Origin of the sequence: Aeromonas sobria (assembly GCF_006243315.1) — a bacterium.
GTDB classification, from domain to species: Bacteria; Pseudomonadota; Gammaproteobacteria; order Enterobacterales; family Aeromonadaceae; genus Aeromonas; species Aeromonas sobria_A.
In genome coordinates this window covers 19,240-44,032 of record NZ_NKWE01000045.1, presented here as the reverse complement: position 1 = coordinate 44,032, position 24,793 = coordinate 19,240, and the positions used below count along the sequence as shown (strand labels likewise).

24 protein-coding genes are annotated in these 24,793 nt (G+C 57.8%); 8 read left to right on the top strand and 16 right to left on the bottom strand.

All coding sequences use genetic code 11. From position 1 onward, the window contains the following. The first annotated feature begins 241 nt into the window (after nucleotides 1–241). Both gap and CF137_RS14990 read left to right on the top strand, forming a co-directional pair. A complete protein-coding gene (gene gap / locus CF137_RS14995; RefSeq protein WP_042023497.1) occupies nucleotides 242–1,237 on the top strand; it encodes a type I glyceraldehyde-3-phosphate dehydrogenase in 996 nt (331 codons plus the stop codon). 85 nt (nucleotides 1,238–1,322) lie between these two features. Then, nucleotides 1,323–2,189 (top strand): D-hexose-6-phosphate mutarotase, encoded by an 867-nt coding sequence (locus tag CF137_RS14990; protein WP_139719988.1) that lies wholly within the window; start codon nucleotides 1,323–1,325, stop codon nucleotides 2,187–2,189. 70 nt (nucleotides 2,190–2,259) lie between these two features. On the opposite strand, the gene nadA is transcribed toward CF137_RS14990, so the two are convergent. Further along, nucleotides 2,260–3,333: a quinolinate synthase NadA gene (gene nadA, locus CF137_RS14985; RefSeq protein WP_162515951.1), complete on the bottom strand. Its 1,074-nt coding sequence runs from the start codon at nucleotides 3,331–3,333 to the stop codon at nucleotides 2,260–2,262. 139 nt (nucleotides 3,334–3,472) lie between these two features. Between nadA and CF137_RS14980 the strand changes: the two genes are divergently transcribed. Beyond that, complete coding sequence (locus CF137_RS14980; RefSeq protein WP_139719985.1) at nucleotides 3,473–5,578, top strand: methyl-accepting chemotaxis protein; 2,106 nt, start codon at nucleotides 3,473–3,475, stop codon at nucleotides 5,576–5,578. A gap of 68 nt (nucleotides 5,579–5,646) precedes the next feature. Here the strand turns inward: CF137_RS14980 and CF137_RS14975 are convergent, their stop codons facing one another. Beyond that, complete coding sequence (locus CF137_RS14975) at nucleotides 5,647–6,102, bottom strand: NfeD family protein (protein ID WP_139719983.1); 456 nt, start codon at nucleotides 6,100–6,102, stop codon at nucleotides 5,647–5,649. Beyond that, nucleotides 6,099–7,022 carry an SPFH domain-containing protein gene (locus CF137_RS14970; RefSeq protein ID WP_068977657.1) on the bottom strand — a complete coding sequence of 308 codons (924 nt, stop codon included), beginning with the start codon at nucleotides 7,020–7,022 and terminating at the stop codon, nucleotides 6,099–6,101. Before CF137_RS14970 ends, CF137_RS14975 begins: the two co-directional genes overlap by 4 nt. A 197-nt stretch (nucleotides 7,023–7,219) precedes the next feature. On the opposite strand from CF137_RS14970, the gene cysG reads away from it, so the two are divergent. From cysG to cysC, 4 genes are all read left to right on the top strand, one after another. Next, the gene (cysG, locus tag CF137_RS14965) at nucleotides 7,220–8,668 is read left to right on the top strand and encodes a siroheme synthase CysG (RefSeq protein ID WP_139719981.1); all 1,449 of its coding nucleotides are present in this window, start codon (nucleotides 7,220–7,222) and stop codon (nucleotides 8,666–8,668) included. 96 nt (nucleotides 8,669–8,764) lie between these two features. Continuing rightward, the gene (gene cysD / locus CF137_RS14960) at nucleotides 8,765–9,733 is read left to right on the top strand and encodes a sulfate adenylyltransferase subunit CysD (RefSeq protein ID WP_139719979.1); all 969 of its coding nucleotides are present in this window, start codon (nucleotides 8,765–8,767) and stop codon (nucleotides 9,731–9,733) included. Between the two features lie 12 nt (nucleotides 9,734–9,745). Next, complete coding sequence (cysN, locus tag CF137_RS14955) at nucleotides 9,746–11,173, top strand: sulfate adenylyltransferase subunit CysN (protein ID WP_139719977.1); 1,428 nt, start codon at nucleotides 9,746–9,748, stop codon at nucleotides 11,171–11,173. A 194-nt stretch (nucleotides 11,174–11,367) separates the two neighbouring features. After that, complete coding sequence (gene cysC, locus CF137_RS14950; RefSeq protein WP_139719974.1) at nucleotides 11,368–11,961, top strand: adenylyl-sulfate kinase; 594 nt, start codon at nucleotides 11,368–11,370, stop codon at nucleotides 11,959–11,961. Between the two features lie 144 nt (nucleotides 11,962–12,105). Here the strand turns inward: cysC and CF137_RS14945 are convergent, their stop codons facing one another. The 11 genes from CF137_RS14945 to CF137_RS14895 all read right to left on the bottom strand — a co-directional run bounded on the left by CF137_RS14945 (nucleotide 12,106) and on the right by CF137_RS14895 (nucleotide 21,915). Beyond that, entirely contained in the window at nucleotides 12,106–12,870 is a 765-nt protein-coding gene (locus tag CF137_RS14945; protein ID WP_139719972.1) for a hypothetical protein, read from the bottom strand. A 142-nt stretch (nucleotides 12,871–13,012) separates the two neighbouring features. After that, nucleotides 13,013–13,345, bottom strand: coding sequence for a hypothetical protein (locus tag CF137_RS14940; protein WP_139719970.1), 333 nt, complete (start codon nucleotides 13,343–13,345; stop codon nucleotides 13,013–13,015). 609 nt (nucleotides 13,346–13,954) lie between these two features. After that, complete coding sequence (locus CF137_RS14935; RefSeq protein WP_139719968.1) at nucleotides 13,955–15,592, bottom strand: methyl-accepting chemotaxis protein; 1,638 nt, start codon at nucleotides 15,590–15,592, stop codon at nucleotides 13,955–13,957. A 271-nt stretch (nucleotides 15,593–15,863) separates the two neighbouring features. Next, nucleotides 15,864–16,724 (bottom strand): TIGR03899 family protein, encoded by an 861-nt coding sequence (locus CF137_RS14930; protein WP_139719966.1) that lies wholly within the window; start codon nucleotides 16,722–16,724, stop codon nucleotides 15,864–15,866. Nucleotides 16,725–16,828: 104 nt separating this feature from the next. Beyond that, nucleotides 16,829–17,302, bottom strand: a complete 474-nt coding sequence (locus tag CF137_RS14925; protein WP_101315634.1) for a DUF3299 domain-containing protein — start codon at nucleotides 17,300–17,302, stop codon at nucleotides 16,829–16,831. A 31-nt stretch (nucleotides 17,303–17,333) separates the two neighbouring features. Then, nucleotides 17,334–18,581 (bottom strand): ABC transporter permease, encoded by a 1,248-nt coding sequence (locus CF137_RS14920; RefSeq protein WP_139719965.1) that lies wholly within the window; start codon nucleotides 18,579–18,581, stop codon nucleotides 17,334–17,336. Continuing rightward, on the bottom strand, nucleotides 18,575–19,264 hold the full coding sequence (locus CF137_RS14915) for an ABC transporter ATP-binding protein (RefSeq protein ID WP_139719962.1): 690 nt from the start codon (nucleotides 19,262–19,264) through the stop codon (nucleotides 18,575–18,577). Before CF137_RS14915 ends, CF137_RS14920 begins: the two co-directional genes overlap by 7 nt. A 4-nt stretch (nucleotides 19,265–19,268) precedes the next feature. Continuing rightward, nucleotides 19,269–19,886: a DUF2796 domain-containing protein gene (locus tag CF137_RS14910; protein ID WP_139719960.1), complete on the bottom strand. Its 618-nt coding sequence runs from the start codon at nucleotides 19,884–19,886 to the stop codon at nucleotides 19,269–19,271. Between the two features lie 31 nt (nucleotides 19,887–19,917). After that, complete coding sequence (locus CF137_RS14905) at nucleotides 19,918–20,217, bottom strand: DUF2607 family protein (protein ID WP_139719959.1); 300 nt, start codon at nucleotides 20,215–20,217, stop codon at nucleotides 19,918–19,920. A 44-nt stretch (nucleotides 20,218–20,261) separates the two neighbouring features. Then, nucleotides 20,262–20,804, bottom strand: a complete 543-nt coding sequence (locus CF137_RS14900; RefSeq protein ID WP_101315625.1) for a YtfJ family protein — start codon at nucleotides 20,802–20,804, stop codon at nucleotides 20,262–20,264. A gap of 220 nt (nucleotides 20,805–21,024) precedes the next feature. Beyond that, nucleotides 21,025–21,915: a hypothetical protein gene (locus CF137_RS14895; protein WP_139719957.1), complete on the bottom strand. Its 891-nt coding sequence runs from the start codon at nucleotides 21,913–21,915 to the stop codon at nucleotides 21,025–21,027. Between the two features lie 139 nt (nucleotides 21,916–22,054). Between CF137_RS14895 and CF137_RS14890 the strand changes: the two genes are divergently transcribed. After that, entirely contained in the window at nucleotides 22,055–22,378 is a 324-nt protein-coding gene (locus tag CF137_RS14890; protein ID WP_101315621.1) for a hypothetical protein, read from the top strand. Nucleotides 22,379–22,429: 51 nt separating this feature from the next. Here CF137_RS14890 and ppa read toward each other — a convergent pair whose 3' ends face one another. Together ppa and CF137_RS14880 are read right to left on the bottom strand one after the other, a co-directional pair. Then, nucleotides 22,430–22,960 carry an inorganic diphosphatase gene (gene ppa / locus CF137_RS14885; protein ID WP_005313216.1) on the bottom strand — a complete coding sequence of 177 codons (531 nt, stop codon included), beginning with the start codon at nucleotides 22,958–22,960 and terminating at the stop codon, nucleotides 22,430–22,432. 216 nt (nucleotides 22,961–23,176) lie between these two features. Next, the gene (locus CF137_RS14880; protein WP_139719955.1) at nucleotides 23,177–24,757 is read right to left on the bottom strand and encodes a DUF3369 domain-containing protein; all 1,581 of its coding nucleotides are present in this window, start codon (nucleotides 24,755–24,757) and stop codon (nucleotides 23,177–23,179) included. Nucleotides 24,758–24,793: the final 36 nt, after the last annotated feature.

The window sequence follows — 24,793 nt, the reverse complement described above, 5'->3', positions numbered from 1 at the left end:
ACATATCTCTGTGAATGGTTGTGTGACCGGGCAGGCACTATTGTGGATCTCTGTGCACGACCCCGTTATGACACTATTTTCATCAAAATATGGTAATCAGTTACATAAACAGAAAATTAATTTCACAGTTTTTCATGACGTAGCGCAATTTCAGACAGAAAGTTGGTTGACTCACCTGAGAGTTCTAGTAAATTTAAAAACGGAATTTTCTTTAACTACTGAACAGTTAGGTAACAAAATTATGACTATCAAAGTAGGTATCAACGGTTTTGGCCGTATCGGTCGTTTCGTATTCCGTCTGGCTTGCGAGCGTGCAGACATCGAAGTTGTTGGTATCAACGACCTGATCGATGTTGACTACATGGCTTACATGCTGAAGTACGATTCAACTCACGGTCGTTTCAACGGTACCGTAGAAGTTAAAGACGGCAACCTGGTTGTAAACGGTAAAACCGTTCGCGTTACCGCCGTTCGTGACCCAGCTGAGCTGAAGTGGGGCGAAATCGGTGTTGACGTTGTTGCCGAAGCGACTGGTCTGTTCCTGGATGACGCTACTGCACGTAAGCACATCCAAGCTGGTGCCAAGAAAGTTGTTCTGACTGGCCCGTCCAAAGACGCTACCCCGATGTTCGTAATGGGTGTTAACGACGCGACCTACGCTGGCCAGGACATCGTTTCCAACGCTTCCTGCACCACCAACTGCCTGGCACCGATCGCCAAGGTTCTGAACGATACCTTCGGTATCGAGTCTGGCCTGATGACCACCGTTCACGCTACCACTGCTACCCAGAAGACCGTTGATGGTCCGTCCGCCAAAGACTGGCGCGGTGGTCGTGGCGCTGGCCAGAACATCATCCCGTCCTCTACCGGTGCAGCTAAAGCTGTTGGCGTAGTTATCCCAGAACTGAAAGGCCTGCTGACCGGTATGGCTTTCCGTGTTCCGACTCCGGACGTGTCTGTTGTTGACCTGACCGTTAACCTGAAGAAGCCTGCTACTTACGAGCAGATCTGTGCTGCAATGAAAGCCGCTTCTGAAGGTTCCATGAAGGGCGTTCTGGGCTACACCGAAGATCAAGTTGTTTCCAACGACTTCATCGGTGAGCGTCAGACCTCCGTATTCGATGCCAAAGCCGGTATCCAGCTGAACGACAAGTTCGTTAAAGTTGTGTCCTGGTACGACAACGAAATGGGCTACTCCAGCAAAGTTCTGGACCTGATCGCTCACATCTCCAAGTAATTTGGGATGCGCAATCGCGTAGCTTAAAAAAGGCGGCCATTGGCCGCCTTTTTGTTTTTCGCTTCCCCTGATGACAGGAGTCCATATGCATACCATTCGTCCTCTGACCGCCAACTGCCAGCTCGCCAACAACGCGGCAGGTCTGCCGGTTCTCACCATCAACAATGACTATGGCAAGGCAGAGATAAGTCTGTTTGGTGCTCATGTGCTGAGCTATCAGCGTCATGGTGAGCCCGCCTCCATCTGGCTGAGCGACAAGGCGGTGCTGGATGGCAGCAAGCCGATCCGTGGCGGTATCCCGCTCTGCTGGCCCTGGTTTGGCCCCGCGCCTGCGCGCGTCGGCAGTGGCAAGTCTTCCCATGGTTTCGCCCGTACCACCCTCTGGGAGCTGGACGGCGTGTCCGACCATGCTGATGGCACGCTGGTCCATCTGTCTCTGCGCGACAGCGATGCGACCCGCGCCCTGTGGGATCACTCCTTCGAGCTGGAGCTGGACGTGTTGGTGGGCAAAGAGCTTTCGCTGGTGCTGGCCACTCGCAACACCGGTGCCCAGCCGCTGACTTATAGCGGTGCGTTGCACACCTATCTCGCTATCAGCGCACCAGAGGCGGTGAGTGTGACCGGTCTGGGCGAGCCCTATGCCGACAAGTTGACCGGACAGGATGCCAAGCAGCAAGGTGCATTGACCCTCAATGGCGCGCTGGATCGGGTCTACTGGCAGCCAGATGCGCTGGTTTGTGTCAAAGATGGCGAGCGTGAGACCCGGGTCGTGAGCGGCCACCACGACAGCGTGGTGGTCTGGACCCCCTGGCTGGAAGGCGCCACCGCCATGGCCGACATGAGCGACGATGGTTATCGCACCATGTTATGTGTCGAGGCGGCCATCGCTGGCGAGGCGGGGGTAACTGTTGCGCCGGATGAAGAGCACAGCTTCTCTACCGTGATCATCTAACTTCAGCCACATCCCATAAAACAAGAGGGCACCCATCGGGTGCCCTCTTTGCATCTCGTCATCGTTGCAATCAAGCGTTGCCCAGGGTCTTGAGCTTGAGTTCGGCGGCAAAGTTGAGCATCCGATCGAGGGGGATCAAGGCTTTCACCCGCAGTTCCTTGTCTACATGGATCTCGTGCGGCTCAGCGCCATCGGTGAGGGCGGCTTTGATCGCCACCAGACCGTTCATCGCCATCCAGGGGCAGTGGGCACAGCTGCGGCAGGTAGCGCCATCGCCACCGGTCGGCGCTTCCACCATCTCTTTATCCGGGCAGGCCTGCTGCATCTTGTAGAAGATACCCCGGTCGGTCGCCACGATCAGCTTCTGCTGGGGCAGCTCTTTGGCCGCCTTGATCAGCTGGCTGGTGGAGCCCACCGCATCGGCCAGCTCGATCACCGAGGCGGGTGATTCCGGATGAACCAGCACGGCGGCGTCCGGATTTTGCTCTTTCAGCTCGCGCAGGGCGCGGGCCTTGAACTCGTCGTGAACGATGCAGTGGCCCTGCCAGCGCAGCATCTGGGCGCCGGTCTTCTTCTCGATATAGGCACCCAGATGGCGATCCGGGCCCCAGATAATCTTGTGGCCCTGGCTATCGAGGTGCTCGACTATTTCCAGCGCGATGCTGGAGGTGACCACCCAGTCAGCCCGCGCTTTGACCGCAGCCGAGGTATTGGCATAGACCACCACGGTATGGTCGGGGTTGGCGTCACAAAAGGCCGAGAACTTATCGATAGGGCAGCCCAGATCGAGGGAACATTCAGCCTTCAGGGTCGGCATCAGTACCTGCTTATGGGGGCTCAGGATCTTGGAGGTCTCACCCATGAAGCGCACCCCGGCGACGATCAGGGTCTGTGCCTCATGATCCCGGCCAAAGCGGGCCATCTCCAGCGAATCCCCGACGAAGCCGCCGGTGGCTTCGGCCAGCGCCTGGATCTCGGGATCCGTGTAGTAGTGGGCTACCAGTACCGCCTTGCGCGTCTGGAGCAGCGCCTTGATGTCTGCGATCAAGGTCGTTTTCTGCTCGGCGCTCAGGGGAATAGGCTTGGCCGGAAAGGGGTAGTCCATCTCGACTACCGGCGGGACACTGCTCAGTGCATTGCTCATTGCGACTGTTCCATCAACGCTCGGGAAGGCGAAAATTATAACCAGAAGCTGGCGACAAACCCATCACAAATCCGGTGAAGCGCAAGTGGGCGAATATACTCAGATAATTCGTTGTCACCCTGCCATAAGGAGTTGCCCCATGAAGCAACGCTCCCTCAAGTTCAAGTTATTGTGCCTGACCATGGGACTGTTTCTGCTGACCGGGCTGGCCATGACCCTGTTGCAGTCGGCCTCCTTCAGTACCCTTCGTAGCATGGTGATGACCCAGACCAGCGATGCACTGGAAGAGGAGGTCTCCCGCAGCCTGCAGTATCAGGCGGAGCGCTATGCCATCCAGATCGCCTCGCTGATGCAGAACTCCTATCAGATCCCCCTGACCGTGGCCGCTCAGATTGAAGCCGGGATGGCCAAGCCGGAACTGCGGTTGCCGCGGCCGCAAGTCGAGTCTCTGCTCGGCAGCAGCCTGCAGCAGGCGAACGGGATCAGCTCCATCTACGCCCAGTTTGAACCGGATGGTTATGACGGCGAGGATGGCAACTGGTTGGCGGGGGCCAGCCACTCGGTGGTGGGAAAGGGGAGTATGGAGATCTACTTCACCAAGGGCCAAGGGGGGGCGGCCACTCAGCAGCAGATTGATGCGGCAGCCAGCGAGGCCAAGTTCGACACCTCCCTCAACGAGTTCGGCATTCGCAACAGCGAGTGGTATCTCTGTGGCCGTGAGACCCGCCAACCCTGCCTGATGGAGCCCTACCTCTTCGAGATAAGCCCGGGTAACAAGATGTTGATGACCAGTTTGACGGTGCCCGTGCTGCATGACGGCAAGTTTGTCGGGCTGGCCGGGGTGGATATGAACCTGCCCATCTTCCAGCAACTGGCTGAAAATCTTGGTAAGAGCCTCTATGACAACAAGGCCGATGTGACACTGGTCAGCAAGATGGGGCTTATCGTGGGCAGCAACCGCTATGCCGACAAGCTGGGTCGTCCGCTCAAGGAGGTGGGCTTGACCCTGCCCACCGGGCAGCCGGTCAATAGCGACAGTGATTTTATCCTGCAGCAACCGATTCGTATCGAGGCGGCCAATACCCAGTGGTGGTTGATGATCAAGGTGCCCAAGGCGCTGGCACTGAGCAAGGCGCACACCATTAGTGGCGAGCTGGGCGCTCTGCTGGAGGCGGGGCAGCGTCAGCAAGTATTTGCCATGGGCGGCATTACCTTGTTGGTGCTGGGGTTGCTGGTGTGGTTTATCCAGACCATCACTGCCCCCCTTTCGCAAATTAGCCGTCATGTGGGCCACCTCTCCAGCAATGAGGGGGACTTGACCCAGCAGATGGCGATCGACACCCATCAGGAGTTGATCGAGCTTGGCAGCCAGCTCAATGCCTTCCTCGGCAAGTTGCGGGGCATGGTGCAAATGAGCAAGGGGATCGGCCAGCAGGTCTACCAGCAGGCGCGGGAGATGAAACACACCGCCGACACCATGCGCAACAGTCTGGATGAACAGAATCTGGAGCTGGAGAGCGTGGTGAGCGCCATGCACGAGATGAGTACCACGGCGGTCAGCGTGGCGGGTTATGCCGAACAGGCGGCGCAGGAGTCGGAGTCTGCGACCCACCACATCAATACCGCCCAGCAGACCCTGAGCAATGCACGTAACGAGATCCATACTCTGGTCAGCGATATGCATGAGGCGGACAAGGCGGTGGCGCTGGTGGCCCAGCGCAGCACCAATATCAGCCGGATCCTCGATGTGATCCGCGCTATTGCCGAGCAGACCAATCTGCTGGCCCTCAACGCCGCCATCGAGGCGGCGCGGGCGGGTGACATGGGCCGTGGCTTTGCGGTGGTGGCGGACGAGGTACGGGCGCTGGCGACCAAGACTCGTGAATCGACCGACGAGATCGGTCAGCTGATCGGCAGTCTGCAGACCGAGGTGAGCAGCAGCCAGCGTCTGATGAATACCGGTATCGAGCGCTCTGCCACCACGGTGCAGGGCACCGAGCAGGCGTTCGAGGCGCTCAATCGGGTGGTGGCCCAGATCCAGCAGATCCACGACCACATCAGTCAGGTGGCCACCGCCGCCGAGCAGCAGAGTGCGGTGAGTGACACCATCAACCAGAACCTGATGCGGATTGGCGATACCGCCAACGTGATCGGGCAGGAGGCCAGCTCCAGCCATCAGCTGAGCGAGGCGCTGGAGCAAGCCGCCACGGCATTGGCCAGCCAGCTCGACCGGCTGCGTACCTGAGTGGCAGCCAGAGAGACAAAAGCCCGCGAGCGATCGCGGGCTTTTTTATGGTTCGATGGCAACTGCCGTCAGTGGCGGGGTTCAACCAGCAGGATGTGGGAGTCGGCCCCCACCACCCTGACCTTGCTGCCCGCTGGCAGCGACTCGTCGCAGTGCACCGTCCAGACGGTATCGTCCAGATGTACCCGGCTGGTGCCTTGGGCGACATCATCCAGCAGGGTCAGCTCGCGGCCCATATAGCTCTGCATCCGCTCATTGATAGTGCTGGCGGCATCCTGACCCGAGTTGTCACGCTGGTGCTGCCAGTGCCACCAGGCCCAGGTGGTGAGCAGGGATTGCACCGCAAACAGCAGCAACTGCGCCTGCCAGCCGAAGGGCCAGACCAGCAGCAGTAGCCCTACTTCCAGCGCGGCGATGCCGGTCCAGAGCAGGAAGCCCACCGAGCCGAGCACCTCGATGGCCAGCAGAATGAAGCCGAGCCCCAGCCAGTGCCAGTGGGTCAGCCCCTCGAACAGGGCTGTCATGACTTGCTGCCCTTGCCATCTTTGTTGAACAGCTCGGCCATGCCTGCCACCGAGCCAATCAGGCTGCCCGCTTCCAGCGGCATCATGATGATCTTGCTGTTGGGGCCTTCACCGATGCGGGCCAGCGCTTCGGTATATTTCTGGGCCACGAAGTAGTTGATGGCCTGCATATCACCCTCGGCGATGGCCTTGGAGACCATGTGGGTCGCCTTGGCTTCTGCTTCGGCTGCCCGCTCCCGCGCTTCGGCGGCGAGGAAGGCGGCCTGACGTTCACCTTCGGCTTTGAGGATCTGGGACTGCTTCTCACCTTCGGCTTTCAGGATCTTGGACTGGCGCACCCCTTCGGCTTCCAGCACCTCGGCCCGTTTCTGGCGCTCGGCCTTCATCTGGGCGTTCATCGCTTCGACCAGTGCCAGTGGCGGGCGCACATCTTTAATCTCGATGCGGGTCACCTTGATGCCCCAGGGGGCGGTGGCAGCATCCATGGTGCGCAGCAGCTTCTCGTTGATGGTGTCGCGCTGGGAGAGCATCTCGTCCAGCTCCATGGCACCGAGCACGGTCCGCATGTTGGTCATGGTGAGATTGCGAATGGCGCTGGTGAGGTCGTTGACTTCATAGGCGGCTTTGCGAGCATCCACCACCTGCACAAAGCTGATGGCGTCGATGGTGACGTTGGCGTTGTCGCGAGAGATCACCTCTTGCGCCGGGATGTCCAGCACCTGCTCCATCATGATGATCTTGTGACCGACCCGATCCACATAGGGGATCAGCAAGTTAAGGCCGGGGGAGAGGGTGCGGGTGTAGCGGCCGAAGCGCTCCACGGTCCAGTTGTAGCCCTGGGGCACTATCTTGATGCCCGCGCTCAGGGTGACGATCACCAGGAACACGAAAATCCCTAGCACAATCAATGATTCATTCATCATTTAGCTCCTTATGAAACACAGCCCCTAGCCTATGGTGTGGCGTCAGGTACCACAAGTGACTTCACTCGCCTTTGTCGTGAATTGGCTTTGCTAATTACTTAAAAGCATTAAAAAGCATTTTTTATTATTTTGAGGGATAAGCTGCCCTGCCTATAGTCGCCCCATATTAGTCGTGTTCCGAGGGATGGGCCGAAATGGATTATTTACCTATGTTTGCCAAGTTGGAAGGCCGCCCGGTATTGCTGGTGGGCGGGGGCGAGGTTGCCCTGCGCAAGGCGCGCCTGCTGCTGGCGGCCGGTGCCCGGCTGACCCTGGTCTCCCCGGAGCTTGAACCGGAATTTTCGGAATTTGCCGGTCGTATCACCCATCTGGCGGAGCGCTTCACTCCGGCCCATCTGGCTGGTCAGATCCTGGTAGTGGCCGCCACCGACAGCCTCGAAGTCAACGCGCTGGTTTATCAAAGTGCCAACCAGCTGGGGCTGTTCGTCAATGTGGTGGATGACCCCAAGCGTTCCAGTTTTATCTTCCCCTCGATCATCGATCGCTCGCCGCTGATGGTGGCGGTCTCCAGCGGCGGCAAGGCGCCGGTGCTGGTGCGCCTGCTGCGCGAGCGGCTGGAGAGCCTGTTGCCACGGCATCTCGGCGGTCTTACCGAACTCTCAGGCCGGGTCCGTGACAAGGCCAAGCGGGTGCTCTCTTCCCTCTCCGATCGTCGCCGCTTCTGGGAGCGCGCTTTTGCCTCCAACACCCTTGCCAGCCTGATTGAGAAAGAGGATTGGCAAGGTGCCGAGCAGTGGCTGAGCGATGGGCTCGACCATGCGAACAGCGAAGTGGGGGAAGTGGTGCTGGTGGGCGCGGGCCCCGGTGATCCGGGCCTGTTGACCCTCAAGGCACTGCAACAAATTCAACAAGCCGAAGTTGTGCTCTACGACCAGCTGGTCTCCGCCGAAATCCTCGATCTGGTGCGCCGCGATGCCACCCTGGTGTCAGTCGGCAAGAAGGCGGGCGCCCACAGCGTGCCGCAGGAGGAGACCAATCGCCTGCTGGTTACGTTCGCCAAGGCGGGCAACCGGGTGGTGCGGCTCAAGGGGGGCGATCCCTTTATGTTTGGTCGTGGTGGTGAAGAGCTGGAAGTGCTGGCCGATGAAGGCATCCCCTTCTCGGTGGTGCCCGGTATCACGGCTGCTGCCGGTGCCACCGCCTATGCCGGTATTCCGCTGACCCACCGCGATTACGCCCAGAGCGCCGTGTTTATTACTGGGCACTGTCAGCAAAATGGCCAGAGCGATGGCAAGGAGCCCGACTGGCAGCAGCTCGCTTCAACCAGTCAGACTCTGGTTATCTACATGGGGCTGATGCGCTCCGAGCATATCCAGCAGCAGCTGGTGGATCACGGCCGCAGCCAAGCTACTCCCATCGCCATCATCGAGCGCGGCACCACCGCCCGTCAGCGGGTGCTGACCGGCACGCTCGACGAGCTGGCCGAACTGGCCAAACAGGCGGTGAGCCCGTCGCTCATCGTCATCGGCGAGGTAGTAGCACTGCGCGAGCGACTGGCTTGGTTTGGGGAAAAAAGCGGCGATCAGCAGCGCGCTAACCCGGATCTCGATGGCTGCGACCTCAAGCTGGTGCAGCTGGCCTGAGCCAGAAAGAGATATTTGATGCGGCTGCCGGTGCGGCCGCGCACTGAACCACCCAGCGCCCCGAGCAGGCGCATTAGCAATGACCCGAGGACCAACATGGACCGTGAAAGAGTGACTCACTTGCAGCAACCCCATGTGGAGAACACCCCAGCCGGTATCTCCCGTGAACGATTGACTCACCTGCAGCAGCTGGAAGCCGAGAGCATCCATATCATCCGCGAGGTGGCTGCCGAATTTGAAAACCCGGTGATGATGTACTCCATCGGCAAGGACTCCTCCGTCATGCTGCATCTGGCCCGCAAGGCCTTCTATCCGGGCAAGATCCCGTTCCCCTTGCTCCATGTCGATACCGACTGGAAGTTCAAGGAGATGATCAAGTTCCGCGACGAGACCGCCAAAAAGTATGAGCTGGATTTGATCGTCCACAAGAACCCGGAAGGGCTTGCCATGGGCATCAACCCCTTTGATCACGGCAGCGGCAAGCACACCGACATCATGAAGACCGAGGGGCTCAAGCAGGCGCTCAACAAATACGGTTTTGACGCCGCCTTCGGTGGCGCCCGCCGCGACGAGGAGAAATCCCGTGCCAAGGAGCGGGTCTACTCCTTCCGCGACAAGTCCCACCGCTGGGACCCGAAGAACCAGCGTCCCGAGCTGTGGCGGGTTTACAACAGCCAGGTCAACAAGGGGGAGAGCATCCGGGTGTTCCCGCTCTCCAACTGGACCGAGCTCGATATCTGGCAATACATCTATCTGGAAAACATCGACATAGTGCCGCTCTACTTCGCGGCTCACCGCCCAGTGGTGGAGCGCAGCGGCATCAAGATCATGGTGGATGACGATCGCATGCCGTTGAGCGCCGAGGATGAGGTGAAGCAGGAGCTGGTGCGTTTCCGTACCCTCGGCTGCTACCCGTTGACCGGGGCCATCGAGTCATCCGCCACCACCTTGCCGGAGATTATTGAAGAGATGCTGCTCACCACCTCGAGCGAGCGGCAAGGGCGGCTGATTGATCACGATCAGGCCGGCTCCATGGAGCAGAAGAAGCGTCAGGGATATTTCTAAGGAGTCGTCAGCATGAACAGCCATATTCAGACCGCCATCACCGAACAGGGCATCGAAGCCTATCTGCACGCCCAGCAGCACAAGAGTCTGCTGCGTTTTCTCACCTGCGGCAGCGTGGATGACGGCAAGAGCACCCTGATCGGTCGCCTGTTGCACGACTCCCAGCAGATTTATGAAGATCAGCTCAAAGCGCTGGAGTCCGACAGCCAGAAGCTCGGCACCACCGGCGAGAAGCTGGACTTGGCGCTGCTGGTAGACGGCCTGCAAGCGGAGCGCGAGCAGGGCATCACCATAGACGTGGCCTACCGCTATTTTTCCACCGCCAAGCGCAAATTTATCATCTCGGATACCCCGGGCCACGAGCAGTACACCCGCAACATGGCCACCGGCGCCTCCACCTGCGATCTGGCCATCATCTTGATCGACGCTCGCAAGGGGGTGCTGGATCAGACCCGCCGCCACAGCTTTATCGCGAGCCTGCTTGGCATCAAGCAGTTCGTGGTGGCGGTCAACAAGATGGATCTGGTGGAGTTCAGTCAGGAGGTGTTCGAGCGCATCAGTGCCGATTACCGCGAATTCACCAAGAAGCTCAGCGTCGATACCATCCAGATAGTGCCGGTCTCGGCGCTGGACGGCGACAACGTGGTCAACCAAAGCGACAAGCTGGCTTGGTATCAGGGCGAAACCCTGCTGGCACTGCTGGAGTCCGCAGAAGTGGAGCGTGAGCTGGAGCGCCATCCGGTGCGCCTGCCGGTGCAGTATGTGAACCGCCCCAACCTCGATTTTCGCGGCTTCGCGGGGACGCTGGCTTCTGGCATCCTGCGGGTGGGCGACAAGCTGGCGGTGCTGCCGTCCGGCAAAGAGAGCACAGTGACCCGCATCGTCACCTTCGACGGGGATCTGGAGTACGCCCTGCCGGGTCAGGCCATCACAGTCACCTTCGCCGATGAGATCGACATCAGCCGCGGCGACCTGCTGGTGGATGCCGCCAACCGTCCGCAAGTGACCCAGAATGTGCTGGCCCATATCGTCTGGATGGGGGAGGAGTCCCTGCAACCGGGCCGGGTCTACGACGTCAAGCTGGCCACCAAGAAGAGTCGCGGTCAGGTGGAGGCCATCCGCCACCGCATCGAGATCAACAAGCTGGACGAGCTGGCTGCGAGCGAGCTCAAACTCAACGAGATCGGCCTGTGCGAGCTGAGCCTGACCGACCCGGTGGCGTTCGACCCGTATCGGGAGATCCGCGATACCGGCAGCTTTATCCTGATAGACCGGCTGACCAACGTCACCGTCGGCGCCGGCATGATCGTAGAGGGCTTGGCCGCGAAAGTGGCAAAAGGGCACTACAGCGAGTTCGAGATCGAGCTCAATGCCCTGGTTCGCAAACACTTCCCCCACTGGCAGGCGCTGGCCATCGGCAACGACAGCGACAAGCAATAGCGCCCGGAGCCCTCTCCCTTGGAGGGGGCAAATATTCCCTCTCCCTTTGGAAGAGGGGGTGAGGGGCCTGATCCCACCGAGAAAAGAGGGAGCAGGGAGTAAGTGTTCCCTCTCCCTCTGGGAGAGGGCTAGGGTGAGGGGGTCTTTGGTTCCTTCCCGATGTGGATGAGCTTGATGCCTCGCAAGGAGTTTGAATGAGCAATATCGTGTGGCACGACCATGCCGTGAACAAGGCAAGCCGGGCCGAATTGAAGGGGCAAAAGCCGCTGGTGATTTGGTTTACCGGGCTATCGGGGGCGGGTAAATCCACCCTGGCGGGGGCGCTGGAGCAGGCGCTGGCCGCCGAGGGCAAGCACACCTATCTGCTCGATGGCGACAATGTGCGCCACGGCCTGTGTGGCGATCTCGGTTTCGATGATGCCGCCCGGCAGGAGAATATCCGCCGGGTTGGCGAAGTGGCAAAACTGATGGTGGATGCGGGTCTTATCGTGCTCACCGCCTTTATCTCGCCATTTCGTGCCGAGCGGGCGCTGGTGCGCAGCCTCTTGGGTGAAGGGGAGTTTGTCGAAGTCTTTGTCGATGCGCCGCTCGCCATCTGTGAAGAGCGCGACCCCAAGGGGCTCTACAAAAAAGCGCGGGCAGGGGAAATTCGCAACTTCACCGGTATCGACTCCGCCTACGAGGCGCCGGAGCAGCCGGAAATTCATCTGCTCAACGCCGGTAAACCGGTGGACGTGCTGGTGGATGAGTTGCTGATTGCCCTGCGGCAGAGAGGATGGATTGACTAAGATTGGGATGCTTGAATATTCCGAGGATTGATATCAGGGGGGAGCTTTTGCCCCCTTGTTTCCTTGCAATTATTTTTAGCTGTTATCTTCTTAAAAGGAGATGTAAGTTTTTTGTATGCATCAGTGTTCGCAGAGTACTTATTATTACTGGCTTGCGGTGTGTAGTATTAATGTTTCTACGTCAACTGCTAGTTTTTTATTTGATTCTGAAATGTCCCTTAAAACTTTAAAAACATCAGGAAGTTCGCTTGCACTATATGTTGCACCAGTTTTTAATAGTGTCTTTATCTCTGTTAGTGTTTGAGATGTTCTCCAATCAAAGCCAACAGCCTCTGAGTATTTAATAAGGTTTATTGCAGTAGTTAGTTTATTCCCATCACACTGTTCCTTTTCATATTCATTGACAGCTAAGTCATAATGAATATATTTAATCTTTTTGTCGATAGTTCTGATTTCAGTTTTAAGCTGAGTAGAAATTAAAGCGGCTTGTGATGAAGTTTTTTTGTCTAGATGTTCTATGTGTTCATCAATAATTTTTGTTATGGTGTTTGACAGCGCAATAAAATTTTCTTTGTTTTTGTCTTCTATCATGCGTTCCAGATTTTTCTTATCTTCATCCACTCTATTTTTTACGAAGTAGACATTCACGCCAAGAAATGTGATTAGAAATGTTCCAGCAAAACCTAAAGCAGAAAATATAATGTTATTATAGTTCTCTATAGATGACTTAAGCATTTCATTTTGTTCTTGCAATCGAATGTTCTGCTCTGATATTTCTTTAATTTTTTCTTGTGGCTGTGGCTGTGGCTGTGGCTGTGGCTGTGGCTGTGGCTGTGGCTGTGTTGTGTTTGCAAATGTGAAGCCGCTTGTGCATGAAAAAACAAAAATCAAAATTATCTTTAACAACATTAGATATCTATCTCCAAATTAATTGTCATAGGCCGCGTTAAGTGGTGAGTAAAGCCACCATCATTGTGATTTAAATACTAAGCTTGACTCAAGCTGAGAACTCAAAATATTGATAATCCATATTAAATGCGTAGTTATATATTTATTTCTCTGAATCACTAAACCTAATTGCATCCGCTATATCTATGCAATATAAAGAATTCTGTATTTTCATAAAGCATCTTAATAGCTCTTTCATTTCATGCTCAATAGTATGCTGTCTACTCTTGTGATAAAGATCAAGAAATTCGCGGCTGTCCATATTATTATCTAAACAGTGAGTCTCCATTGATTTCATTAGTTTGGATATTTCAGGTGGTTTACCTTTCACAAAGATTCGTCCACTTACGGAAATTTCGTGAACGCGCCGGGCTTTACCTTCATGCTCAATAGCCAATGAAACACGTTCACCTGATTTTTCAACTGTAAATTTCATTTAATTACCATGACTTTGGTAGTCTAATGTTATAATTTATGTCAAGCATATGACAGTGATTATATACAAGGCCGTACTATTATTTTATCTCGTGTGTTGGGCTAAAAATCGTAGGTTGGTGCTGAACGCAGTGAAGCCCAACGTTTACCGCGAAACGTATCTGCACATTTGTTTTACCGATCGCTCTAATCCATGTTTATCCCGCTCTGGTTGGCGTAATAATGCTCGTTTGTTGGGCTTAGCTTCGCTCCGCTCTGCGCCAACCTGCAAAAACCACGCTACCGCCCCTGAATTCCAGCCTCCAGTTTGCTGCTTTTTACCTGCGATGTGGCACTGGTCTGGCTCATGGCTGACTCCAACGAGAGGTTGTCAGGCGGCCATGTTACCAAACGGGGCTGAGTGGGGAAGTGGGTGCTGGCAATTTTTGAGCAAGATCAACAAATTAATTTGTAACGGACTGCGATATGGCCGTGCAACAGCGGCTGCCATCAGCGCGGCGGGAAATCGAACAGGGAAACGGCAGTCTCGGCCTCTTGTCGGCGGGCAATAAAAAACTCTATGGGCCTGCGGGCCCATAGGATTTTTCTGCGGTGATTGTTTGTGTAGTGGTTATCTGGCTTGGCGTACTGGTACGGCGTGGGTGGCGGCCACTTCGTAGCGGCTTTGAGTCGCCGGAGCGGTTTTCTGGAACTGGCGCACCAGCCGGTCGAGGTCGCTCAACTGGGTCACCAGCTGGGTGATGCCGTGCACGGCGTGCTGGCTGCCGACGCTGGAGTCATCGGCCAGGGTTTTGATGCTGAGCACGTTGCGGTTGATCTCGGCGGTAACGTGGGATTGCTCCTGCACCGCTTGGGCAATCTGGCCGCTGCCGGAGGCAACCTGCTGCAACATGTTGTTGATCTGCTGCAGTACCGCGCCGGTGGCCGATGCCTTCTGCTGGCAGCTATCGGCGAGCTGGCACCCTTTTTCCATCGCTTGTTCTGCCTGGCCCGAGCTGCTTTGCAGTTCGGTGATCATCTTCTGGATCTCGCTGGTCGAGGATTGGGTCTTGATGGCCAGCGAGCGGATTTCGTCGGCCACCACCGAGAAACCGCGGCCCGCTTCGCCAGCCCGGGCTGCTTCGATGGCGGCGTTGAGGGCCAGCAGATTGGTCTGGTTGGCGATGTTGTTGATCACATCGAGGATACCGTCGATATCGCGGCAGTGGCCGACCAGCGCGCTGATGACGGTTTTGGAGGTGATCAGCTCGCTGTTCATACCGGCCACGGCGGCCACGGTTTCGGCCACGCTGCTGTTGCCGCTTTTGAACAGCACGGCAGTCTCATCCAGCAGGCTGGAGGAGTCGCTGGTGCTTTGCGAGACCTCGCGGATTGACTCCGACATTTCGGTAACGGCGGTCGCCACCTGATTGGTCTCGGCTTGCTGCTGTTGCAGGTTGTCGGTGATGGATTCGGCGTTGCGCAGATCCCCCTCGGCGGCCTGCAGGATCTTGCTGCAAGTCTGCTGGGTGCGCGCCAGCACGGCGTTGAATTCGGCCTGATTGAGCAGCATCGAGAGTTCGATGGCGGCGATGTTGTCCACCTTGTTGGTGTAGAGCAGCTGCATCAGCGGGTTGTCAAAGCGGCTGCGGGCCATCTTGTTGAGTTTGCCAAGGCGGCGGGAGAGGGCATTGAGGGTGATGGCAGCCACCGCCAGCGGGAGGGCGACCAGCGCCAGTTGCCAGTTCATCTCGTTGCTGTAACCCAGCACAAACATGGCGAGCAGGCTCAGCAGCAGGCAGAGGTTGATGGTCAGGGTGTGGGAGAAGGTGGGCAGCTTGAGTGCCAGCGGCAGCTTGTCATTGCGCAGGTCAGCATAGACCTTCTCGGCCCGCTGTTTGATCTCCTCGCTCGGGGCGGTGCGCACCGACTGATACTCCACCACCCGGCCACTGGCATCCTTGATGGGGGTGACAAAGGCGCTGACCCAGTAGTGGTCACCGTTCTTGCAGCGGTTTTTCACCGGCCCCATCCAGCTCTTGCCTTCCTTGATATGGTTCCACAGATCGGCGAAGGCCTGTTTCGGCATGTCCGGGTGGCGCACCAGATTGTGATGTTCCCCTGTCAGCTCATCGAGCGAGAAGCCTGCAATGTCGCAGAACTCTTCGTTGGCGTAAGTGATGCGGCTCTCCAGATCCGTGGTGGAGATCAGGCTCTGGTGGTCTGGATAGAGGCGTTCCCTTTGGGTAACCGGTTGATTGATTCTCATGGCCTTGCTCCCGAGCTGTGGTGGTTGAGTTTTGAGCTGTATCAAGAGCTGTATCAAGAGCTGGTGCAAAGGGCGGGCCATCAACCACATCAAGTGATTTTTGTGTCAATAAAGGGGCGCAGCCAGCGAGAGTGGCGGTGCTGCCGTTGCAATGTGCAAAAAACGGGTAGCGAGAGACGAGGAGAGCTGCATTTTGCACCTCACTTTGCTGAGTGAGGTGCAGTGAGCGGGAGCTGCGGGGAGTCGCTGGGCGTGTTGCCCCCATCGATGATCAGGGGGCTGCGTCAGGGGTATGCGGTGTGGTTTCGCTGGCCAGCTGCATCACTTCGATCTGGATCCCCTGCACCAGCACGGTTTTCAGATCCTGCAGATACTCCTCCAGCGGCGACTCTTGCAGCAGTTGGGCGAGCTCGTTGCCCACCGGGGTGAGCCGGTAGTAGAGCAGGGTGATGTTGTGCTGCTTGCACTGCAGCCGCCAGCGCTGGTTGCCAAACTCCAGCTCGATCCCATCGGCAGGCAGCGGGCCGGATTCCAGCTCGCCGCGGTGCAGCAGCCCCAGTTCGAACAGCTGCAGCAGGGCGTTGTAGGGCAGCCGGTATTTGCCAAGGCCGAGCCGGGTTGCCTTGGCACGGCTCAGCAAACTGGCCCCCTTGTGCAGCCCCAGCAGCAGCCGCTGCTCGTCGCTACCGGTGTAGCGGCAGGTCAGCGAACAGATACGCTGAAACAGCTGTGCTTCCCGTTGGGTCATCTCTTTGAGGGTGGAGAGCGCCCGGATGGAGAAGCGGCCCGGGGTGGCTATCTCCAGCGCGAAGATCCGCCCCCACAGCTGCTGCATCGGCACCATGCTGATATCTTCCGCCAGATGCAGGAAGCGGGTCAGCCAGTCGCTGTCCATCTCCCCTCCGGCTGCGGTCTCTTCGCAGTGGCGAGCGGCCATCACCATGATGGCTTCCAGATTGCGCTGGCGAGCGGCCTGATCCGCCAGATGGCGAAAGGTGGCGCGCTGTTCGAAGGTGCTGTCGCTGTTGCGGGTGAGCATGCCGTCGATGCCACGACTGCGGGCCAGACGCAAGGTCTGCTCCTGACTGCTCAGGATCGAACTCTCTTTCTTGGGGGGCGGGAGGTCTGCCATGCTGACTCCATTAGCACAGGTTCAGGAGATGAATGTTACTCCAACCCTGAGGCCAAGATAACAAAGCGGCCTCCGTGGAGGCCGCTTTTTTTTCAACGGGAGTATTACTCCTCGTAGACACTCACTTCAACCGCTTCCATCGAGTAGGAGGCGGTGGCCATCTCGTGGCTGGAGCTGATAGTGCGCATCTTGCCTTTCACCCAGATGGCATCCCACAGATCATCCACCGGCGCACCCTTGGGGTAGCTCACATAGATCACCTGATTGGTGGGGGGCGGCGGCACATGGATGCAGGCGCCGAAGTAGGGCACCAGCAGGAAGGCGGTGATCTTCTTGGCATCCCCTTCCAGCGGTACCACGAAGCCCGGAATGCGCACATCCTGGTTGTCCAGCTTTTTGTTCACCCCACCGACCGGCTGCGGCACCGACATGGGATCTTCGTGATTGACCTGCGGGGGTGGCAACAGCCGCTCCCCTTCCGGGATCAGTACATCCCAGTCGATGGTCTTGTAATCGGCGGCCATGGCGGGCAGCACCAGCAGGCTGGCGAGCAGCGCCACTATTTTCCACTTCATCATCTGTCCTTCTGTTTCTATTTTTAGCGTCTCGCTAGACGCGAATGCTCATGCCATCGCTCAGGCTATAGCGATAAGCGCGGGCTGCCGGGAGCAGGCCGATCACCATACCTGCCAGCCACACCACCCCCAGCAACTGCCATTCGTAGGTGCTCGGCAGCCCCAAGCTTAATTGCAGGCCATAGTGGCTGAGCAGCCAGGGCGTGGCAAGCCCCTGCCCCAGATAGAGCACGACGACCCCGAGGGCGATGCCGACCGTGGTCAGCGCCATCGCCTCCAGCGCCAGCAGCAGGAACAGGTGGGAAGGGCCAGCACCGAGGGATCTCAATATGGCCAGCTCCCGGCGTCGCTCGTTAAGCCCCGCCAGCAAGGTGGTCAGCATGCCGATCAGGCCCGCCACCACCACGAAACCGGCGATGACCGACAGCGCCGTCTCTGCCACGCTCATCAGGCTCCACAGCTCCTGCAGGGCGGCACCGGGCAGGATCGCCATCAGCGGCTCTTTGGGATAGGTGTTGACGCTGCGCTGCAGCTGGAACGCCAGGATCCGGTTGCTCAAGCCCACCATAAAGGCGGTGATGGTTTTCGGGGTGAGATCCAGCGCCAGCGCCTGCTCGGCGGTCACGTTCTTGCTGTGGCGGCCGGTATCCCAGCCCAGATGGATCGCCTCAATTCCCGCCAGCGGCACATGGATGGTGCGATCGATAGGGGTGCCGGTCGGTGCCAGAATTCCCACCACCTTGAACGGCAGATTGTCGTGCTGGCTAAACGAAGTATTGCCAGCGCCGTGGGCGATGACGATGGCCTGATCGAGCCGATAGCCCAGCTTCTCGGCCACCTGAGCGCCAAGTACCGCTTCAAACGGCGTCTCGAACGGCCGCCCTTCGCGCAGTTGCAGCGACTGTTGCTGACCGTACTTCAGGTGAGTGAAGTAGTCGCCATTGGTGCCGAGCACCCGAAATCCCTTGTGGGAGTCACCGAGGGAGAGGGGGATGGTCCAGGCCACGCCGGGTTTCTGCTTGATGGCTTGATAGGAGTCCCACCCCACGTTGTTGGTGGGGTTGCCGATGCGAAACACCGAGTAGAGCAGCAGGTTCACCTGACCGGAGCGGGCGCCGACGATGAGATCGGTACCTGAGACGGTGTTGGAGAAGCTTTCGCGCGCCTGGGTGCGCACTCGTTCCACCCCCAGCAGCAGGGTGACGCTGATGGCAACGGCCAGCAGGGTGAGCCCGGCGGTGAGGCGGCGGGCCCAGAGACTTTGCAGGGCGAGTTTTAGCATGTGGCCTTCCTGTTGAGCTGTTGCAGATTTTCAACCCGCGGGAACAGGGGCTCGAGGTAGGGGTCATGGCTGACGAAGATCAGGGTCGAGCCCTGCTTGTCGCACTCCTCGAACAACAGCTTGATAAAGGCCGCCCGGTTATCGGTATCGAGGGCCGAGGTGGGCTCGTCGGCGATCACCAGTGGCGGCGAGCCGATCAATGCCCGCGCGGCTGCAACCCGTTGCTGCTGGCCGATGCTGAGGGCATGAACGGGGCGATGCAGTGCGTCATCCGGCAGTTGCAACTCCGTCAGCAGACGGCGCGCCTCCTGCTCCGGACTGCCCTGCAGGCGGGCCTGCTTTTCGGGGGAGAAGGTGAGGGCAGCGGTGACGTTGTCCTGCACCGAGAGAAAGGGCAGCAGATTGAACTGCTGGAAGATATAACCCAGATTGGCTGCCCGGAAGTGGTCACGGGCACGGCCAGAGAGCTGGGCCAATGGTTGGCCCAGCACCTCCAGGGTGCCGTGGTTGGCGGTCTGGATCCCGGCCAGCAACCCGAGCAGGGTCGATTTGCCGGAGCCCGACGGGCCCTTGATAAAGACCCGCTCACCCTCGCTGATGGTGAGGGCGGGCAGATCGAGTACAACTTCATGACCCGGCCAGGCAAAGGCCAGATCGCGGATCTCAACCACGGCTTTTTTCATGGTGTTACCAGCTCAGCTTGTTGGCGGACGGGGTCAGCTCGCCAGCGGTCTGGCCGGTGGGCAGGATCCCCTGCACGCTCAGCTTCTCAAGGCTCGGATAGACACTGAACAGGGTCGCTTCAAGGCCGGTGAGTTTGGCCGGGGTGGCGCAGGTGTAGGTGTACATGGCTCCGAGATCAGCGTGGCTGGTGTCGGCGTGACCCGCTTCGTCATGATCATGGTGGTGTTCATGCGCGTCGCTGGCAGCTTTGTCATGGTCATGGTCATGGTCATGGTCATGGTCATGGTCGTGATCATGCTCTTCTTTGGCGGCCTGTAGCTCCTGCTGGGTCAGTTTACAGCCAGCGGCCGGGTCGAAGCGGAACAGGGCGTCAGGCTGCTGGAGGCGGGCGACCGCCTTGGCATACTGCGCCTTATCTTCATCGCTCTTGGCGGCGTGCTCGAAGCCCACCAGATCGGCCGCGGGGGCTTGCAGCTCGATCATCAGCTGGTCGCCATCGACTACCAGATTGAGGTGGCCGTGGCCATGTTCGTGGGCACCGTGGCTGTGGCTCTCGTGTTCGTCGTGATTTGCGTGTGCGCCAAAGGCCGCAGCGGCCAGCAACAGAGTAACTGCTTTCATCTTTAATCCTTTTTCAAAACAAATAGCGAAATTAAACAAAGGGATAGAGAAAATCAGAGGCTGGCGGCGCACGGATGGCATAACTGTGGAGTGCGGCAGAGTTGGCCGATAGTTGCATGCTTGCAACAACGGGCAGAACTGCAGTCGCACTGGGGAAACAATAGGGGGTAGCGGTGATGACTTGCTTGCCATCCAGATGGAGGGCGCAAACCAGGCAGTGATGGTCGTCGTGGCCGGGCAGGGCGGATTCAAGCTGATGCCGGGCAAGGGCAGGCTGCAGCCATAACCAGCCCAGCAGCAAGATCCAGATTTTCAGCTTGATACGACCCATAGACCCTTATGGAAAGGGCGCCATCAGCGCCCTTTCTCTCTGACTTAGAGATGGGACTTGATGAGCCCCATCACGGTAGTAATGTTGTTGGCATCGAGCGGGCCATCTTTGGCAAACAGCACCTTGCCCTCTTTATCCAGCAGGATGATCGCCGAGCTTTCCGGCGTCAGATCCCAGGCGTTGCGTGCCATGCCCTTGGCATCCAGCACCATGGCGGACCAGGGGAACTCTTTCTTGCTATCCTCGGCACTGCTCTTCACGAAGCCGGAGGTGCCCCAGATGGCGTCATTGCTGTTGATGATGGTGACGGTCTGGTACTTGTCCTGCGGCAGCTTGGCCGCCTTGATCGCCTCGATCATCGGGGCGTTCAGCTCCTTGGCACTGGAGCGACCGGCAATATGCTGGATCATGAACACCTTGCCAGTGAGAGACTGGCTCTGCCACGGTTGGTAGCCGATATCCTTGCCGTTCAGTACCAGCTCACCCTGATCACTGACATTGACCAGCGGTACCGGGTTGCCATCCTTGATGTTGTGAGCAAAGACCAGAGATGGCAGCAGCGCCAAAGTAAGTACCAGATGTTTCATCCTGATGACACTCCATTTGTTATGTTATAACGAGTTTCGGATTGAGGGAATGGGCGAGCTTCATCCTAAACCGATCGGATCTGTTTAAAAAGTGTTAAATAAGATCGCAATTCAGAAGCGTCTGCGCCCCGCCAGTCAGGAGGTTGGCTGGCAAGGGCGGTTAGGATGGCATGACATCGATAAAAATCAATGAATTGGCTGCTGGTCTGAGGTGTCAGCGTCAGTAGAGCGACTCGCTGACGAGGGGGATCTTGGCCATGGTCATCTGCTGTGCCAGTAGGGACGAGCCGGTCAGCAGCACATGGCGCTGATTGTTGATCACCACCACATCACCGGGTACGCCACTATCTGCCGTAATGGCCAGCCAGGCAGGGGAGACGCTGCCGATGCTGATGTTTGGATAAATGATGCTGAGCACATATTGCGGGGCCAATTCCGCCAGCAGGCTGGCCATCAACAGCGCTTTTTCATCGCTGTCGGCTTTGTTGTCCTGCAGGGCTTGCAGTGGCGATGCGAATTGACTCAGCTGTTCTGGTTGGGTCGGTATGGCGTTCAGCCACTCCTGCAGCAGGCTGACGCTGGTGCTGAGATCTTTGGCGGCAAACTGCTGGGCCAACGGTTTGAGATGGCCCTTGAAGTGGTAGAAGAGCTGGGAGTAATCGGGTCGTACGCAAGGCAACTTGCGATTGCTGGGGTGGACGCAGGGCACCACTTTCATCTGGTAAAAAGCATCTTCCTGATACTGCTGATAGGCTTGCCAGAACAGCATTGATTCCGTGCTGTCGTCACGCAGGGTGAATGCCTGCTCCAGATTGCGAAACTTGGTGGCGGTCTCGGGGCTGCTCTGGTTGATCAGGTTGATGCTGTTGTAGAGCCGCGGGCTGATATAGGCGTAGAGGGTCTCCAGCGGATTGGTGAGGGAGGCGTCCAGCAGGCTCATTTCGTGACGACTGGCCGCAATCACCTGATCGTCAGTGGTTAGCTGGAAGTGCTTGCGATGACCGTCGGTGGATTGCCACTGCCAGCTCATGTTGATCTCGTTGGCATTAGCAGTGGTGCCAAACGTTGTGCCGAGAGTGAGGCTGAGCAACAGGGTCGGGATCGGCTTCATGGTGGTGCTTCCTGCCGTGGACGATAATAAACAACTAGGTGAGGCGGCAGCACTTTGGTGAAGTTTCGTTTTGTGATCTGGATAACAGATTGATGTCACTTTTAATTTAATTGTGAAATTAAGTCACCGAGGAGGGAACATGAAGCCTTGGATCATAGCGGTATGGGGGTTACTGAGCCTGCCGGCCATGGCGGGTCAGGTGATCGTCAACCAGGGGCTGTCTATTGGGGATACCTTTGCGCTGCGCGATCAGCTGGCGCGCGAACATGAATGGCAGGAGTGGTTGCGCTATCAGCAGGCTATCAAGTGGCTGGAGGTGTTGCCGGTCAACTGCGAACTGATGAGCCAGCCGGGCGGTGGTTATCGCTGCGGTGGCGACTACTATCGCCCCTACCAGAAAGATGGCCGTGAAATATACATTCAGGGCAATCCTGCCGGAGATGCGGCCGGTCAGCTGCCGTAAATACCCACAAAAAAGGCGCCATAAGGCGCCTTTTTTCATCCCGAGCAGCGCTTACTTGGCAGCGTAACGCTCGGCAGAGGTGACGATCTCGGCTTCGGCGGCGGCCTTGTCGCCCCAACCTTCAACCTTGACCCATTTACCTGCTTCCAGCTCTTTGTAGCGCTCGAAGAAGTGCTGGATCTGGGCTTTCAGCAGTTCCGGCAGATCGTTCACATCCTTGATGTGGTCGTACTGCTTGGTCAGCTTGGAGTGCGGCACGGCAACGATCTTGGCATCTTCGCCAGACTCGTCGGTCATCTTCAGTACACCGACCGGGCGGCAGCGGATGACAGAGCCAGCCAGCAGCGGGTAAGGGGTCGGAACCAGTACGTCGACAGGGTCACCATCCAGAGAGAGGGTCGCGTTCACGTAGCCGTAGTTGCACGGATAGAACATCGGGGTGGACATGAAGCGATCGACGAAAATTGCGCCGCTGTCTTTGTCGACTTCGTATTTGATCGGGTCGGCATTCTGCGGGATCTCGATGATGACATAGATATCGTCGGGCAGGCTCTTGCCAGCCGGTACCAGGTTCAGGCTCATGATTTTTCCTTCGTTGTTAGTATCAGGTTTGCAGGGCGATATTATAGCGATGTGATGTTAAATGACCATATTTCAGCTGATATCGCTGGCAAAGAAGGGCGATGTTTCCGGTTTGCGGCACTTTGATGTGTACAGGATGCAACAAAGCGGCTGTTTTGATGCCCTGCCGGTGACTAAGGTCACCGGCAGGGCATGCTGAGTTGAGAGCAAAGAGAGTCAGAGCGAGTAGGGGAGCCGCGACTCGTTAACCAGCCGCGACAGGGCTGCCACTATCTGGGGATCAAACTGGCTGCCGGAGCGGGACTGGATATATTCCATGGTTTGCGTCAGCGTCCAGGGCTCCTTGTAAGGGCGCTTGCTGAGCAGGGCATCGAATACGTCGACCACCGCCACGATGCGGGCCGAGAGAGGAATTTGCTGGCCAGCTAACTGTTGTGGATAGCCCTTGCCATCGAAATGTTCATGGTGGCCCCGGGCGATTTCGGCCCCCAGCGAGAGATAACTGGTGCCCTCCACCATCTCCCCCGCCTTGTGCAAGATATCGGCACCAATACCGGCGTGTTGTTCCATGATGACTCGCTCGGGCGGATCAAATTTCCCCGGCTTGTGCAGAATATGATCCGGGGTGCCCACCTTACCTACATCGTGCAGGATGGAGGCCATGCCAATCATTTCGACAAACTCCGGGGTCAGCTGCTCGGGAAACGCCGCCATCTGTTGCAGCTCTTCCACCAGTGCATCGGAGAGTTTCTGGACTCGCAATACGTGATCGCCGGTGTCGGAGTCGCGAAATTCTGCCAATGCTGCCAGCGCCACCACGGTTGCCTCCTGGGCGCGCAGCAACTGATTGTAGAGATAGAGATTGTCGTATGCGGCCGAAATTCGTTGGCAGAAGACATCCAGCAGATCGCACTCGAGTGGGTCAAGAGGCTGGGTCGGGGTGAAGCTCAGCACAAACTCCCGGCCATTTTGAGCGGCGATATAGAGGGAGTCCTGTGGGTGTTCAAAGCGGTTGCAGCGCGCCGCCAAGGCTTTGCTCACCGAGTCATTGAGGGTGGGGAAGTCGGTGATCTTGCCATCGTCCAATAAGGTCTCGTAGTCACCTGTGGCAGCCAGGATCTCCAGCCCCTGTTGGCCGGGACGGCGCTCGGCACAGATAGCCCCCTCGGTGCCCACATCGAGAATGGCGCTGATCTGTTTCAGTACGCCGGAGGCAAACTCCTTGAGCGAATGAAGGTGATAGAGATCGCCCGCCCCTTCCAAAATTTTGCCGAGTCCTTGGCGACTTTTATCGATGGCGCTGAGGGTCTCGTAAGAGCGCAGGGAGGCAATCACGGTGGTAAACAGTTTTTGTACCGTCAGCTCGGTCTTGGTCTTGTAGTCGTTGATGTCGTAATCGAGGATCACCCGCTGCTCGGGGGCCTGGCCGGGCTGGCCGGTACGCAGCACGATCCGCACCAGCGAGTTGTGCATTTCGTTGCGGATCCGGTGCACCAGCCGCAGACCGGCATCTTCGGTCTCCATCACCACATCCAGCAGGATCAGCGCAATTTTGGGATTGGCCTCCAGCATGCGGCCAGCCTCGGCACCGCTGTAGGCATTGAGTAGCTCCAGCGGGCGGGATTTGTAGTGAATGTTGGAGAGGGCCAGGCGAGTGGCGTGATGAATGTCTGGTTCGTCATCGACGATCAGCACTTGCCATGGGTTGAGTGCCTTGGGGACCACGACCTCGTCATCGTCGAGTTCGATGATGTCGTCGTCCAGCCAGATGTCGTCCTTGTCTTGGGCACTGCTCATATCGGGTCCGCCTCCAGGCGTTCAATGAGTATCTGA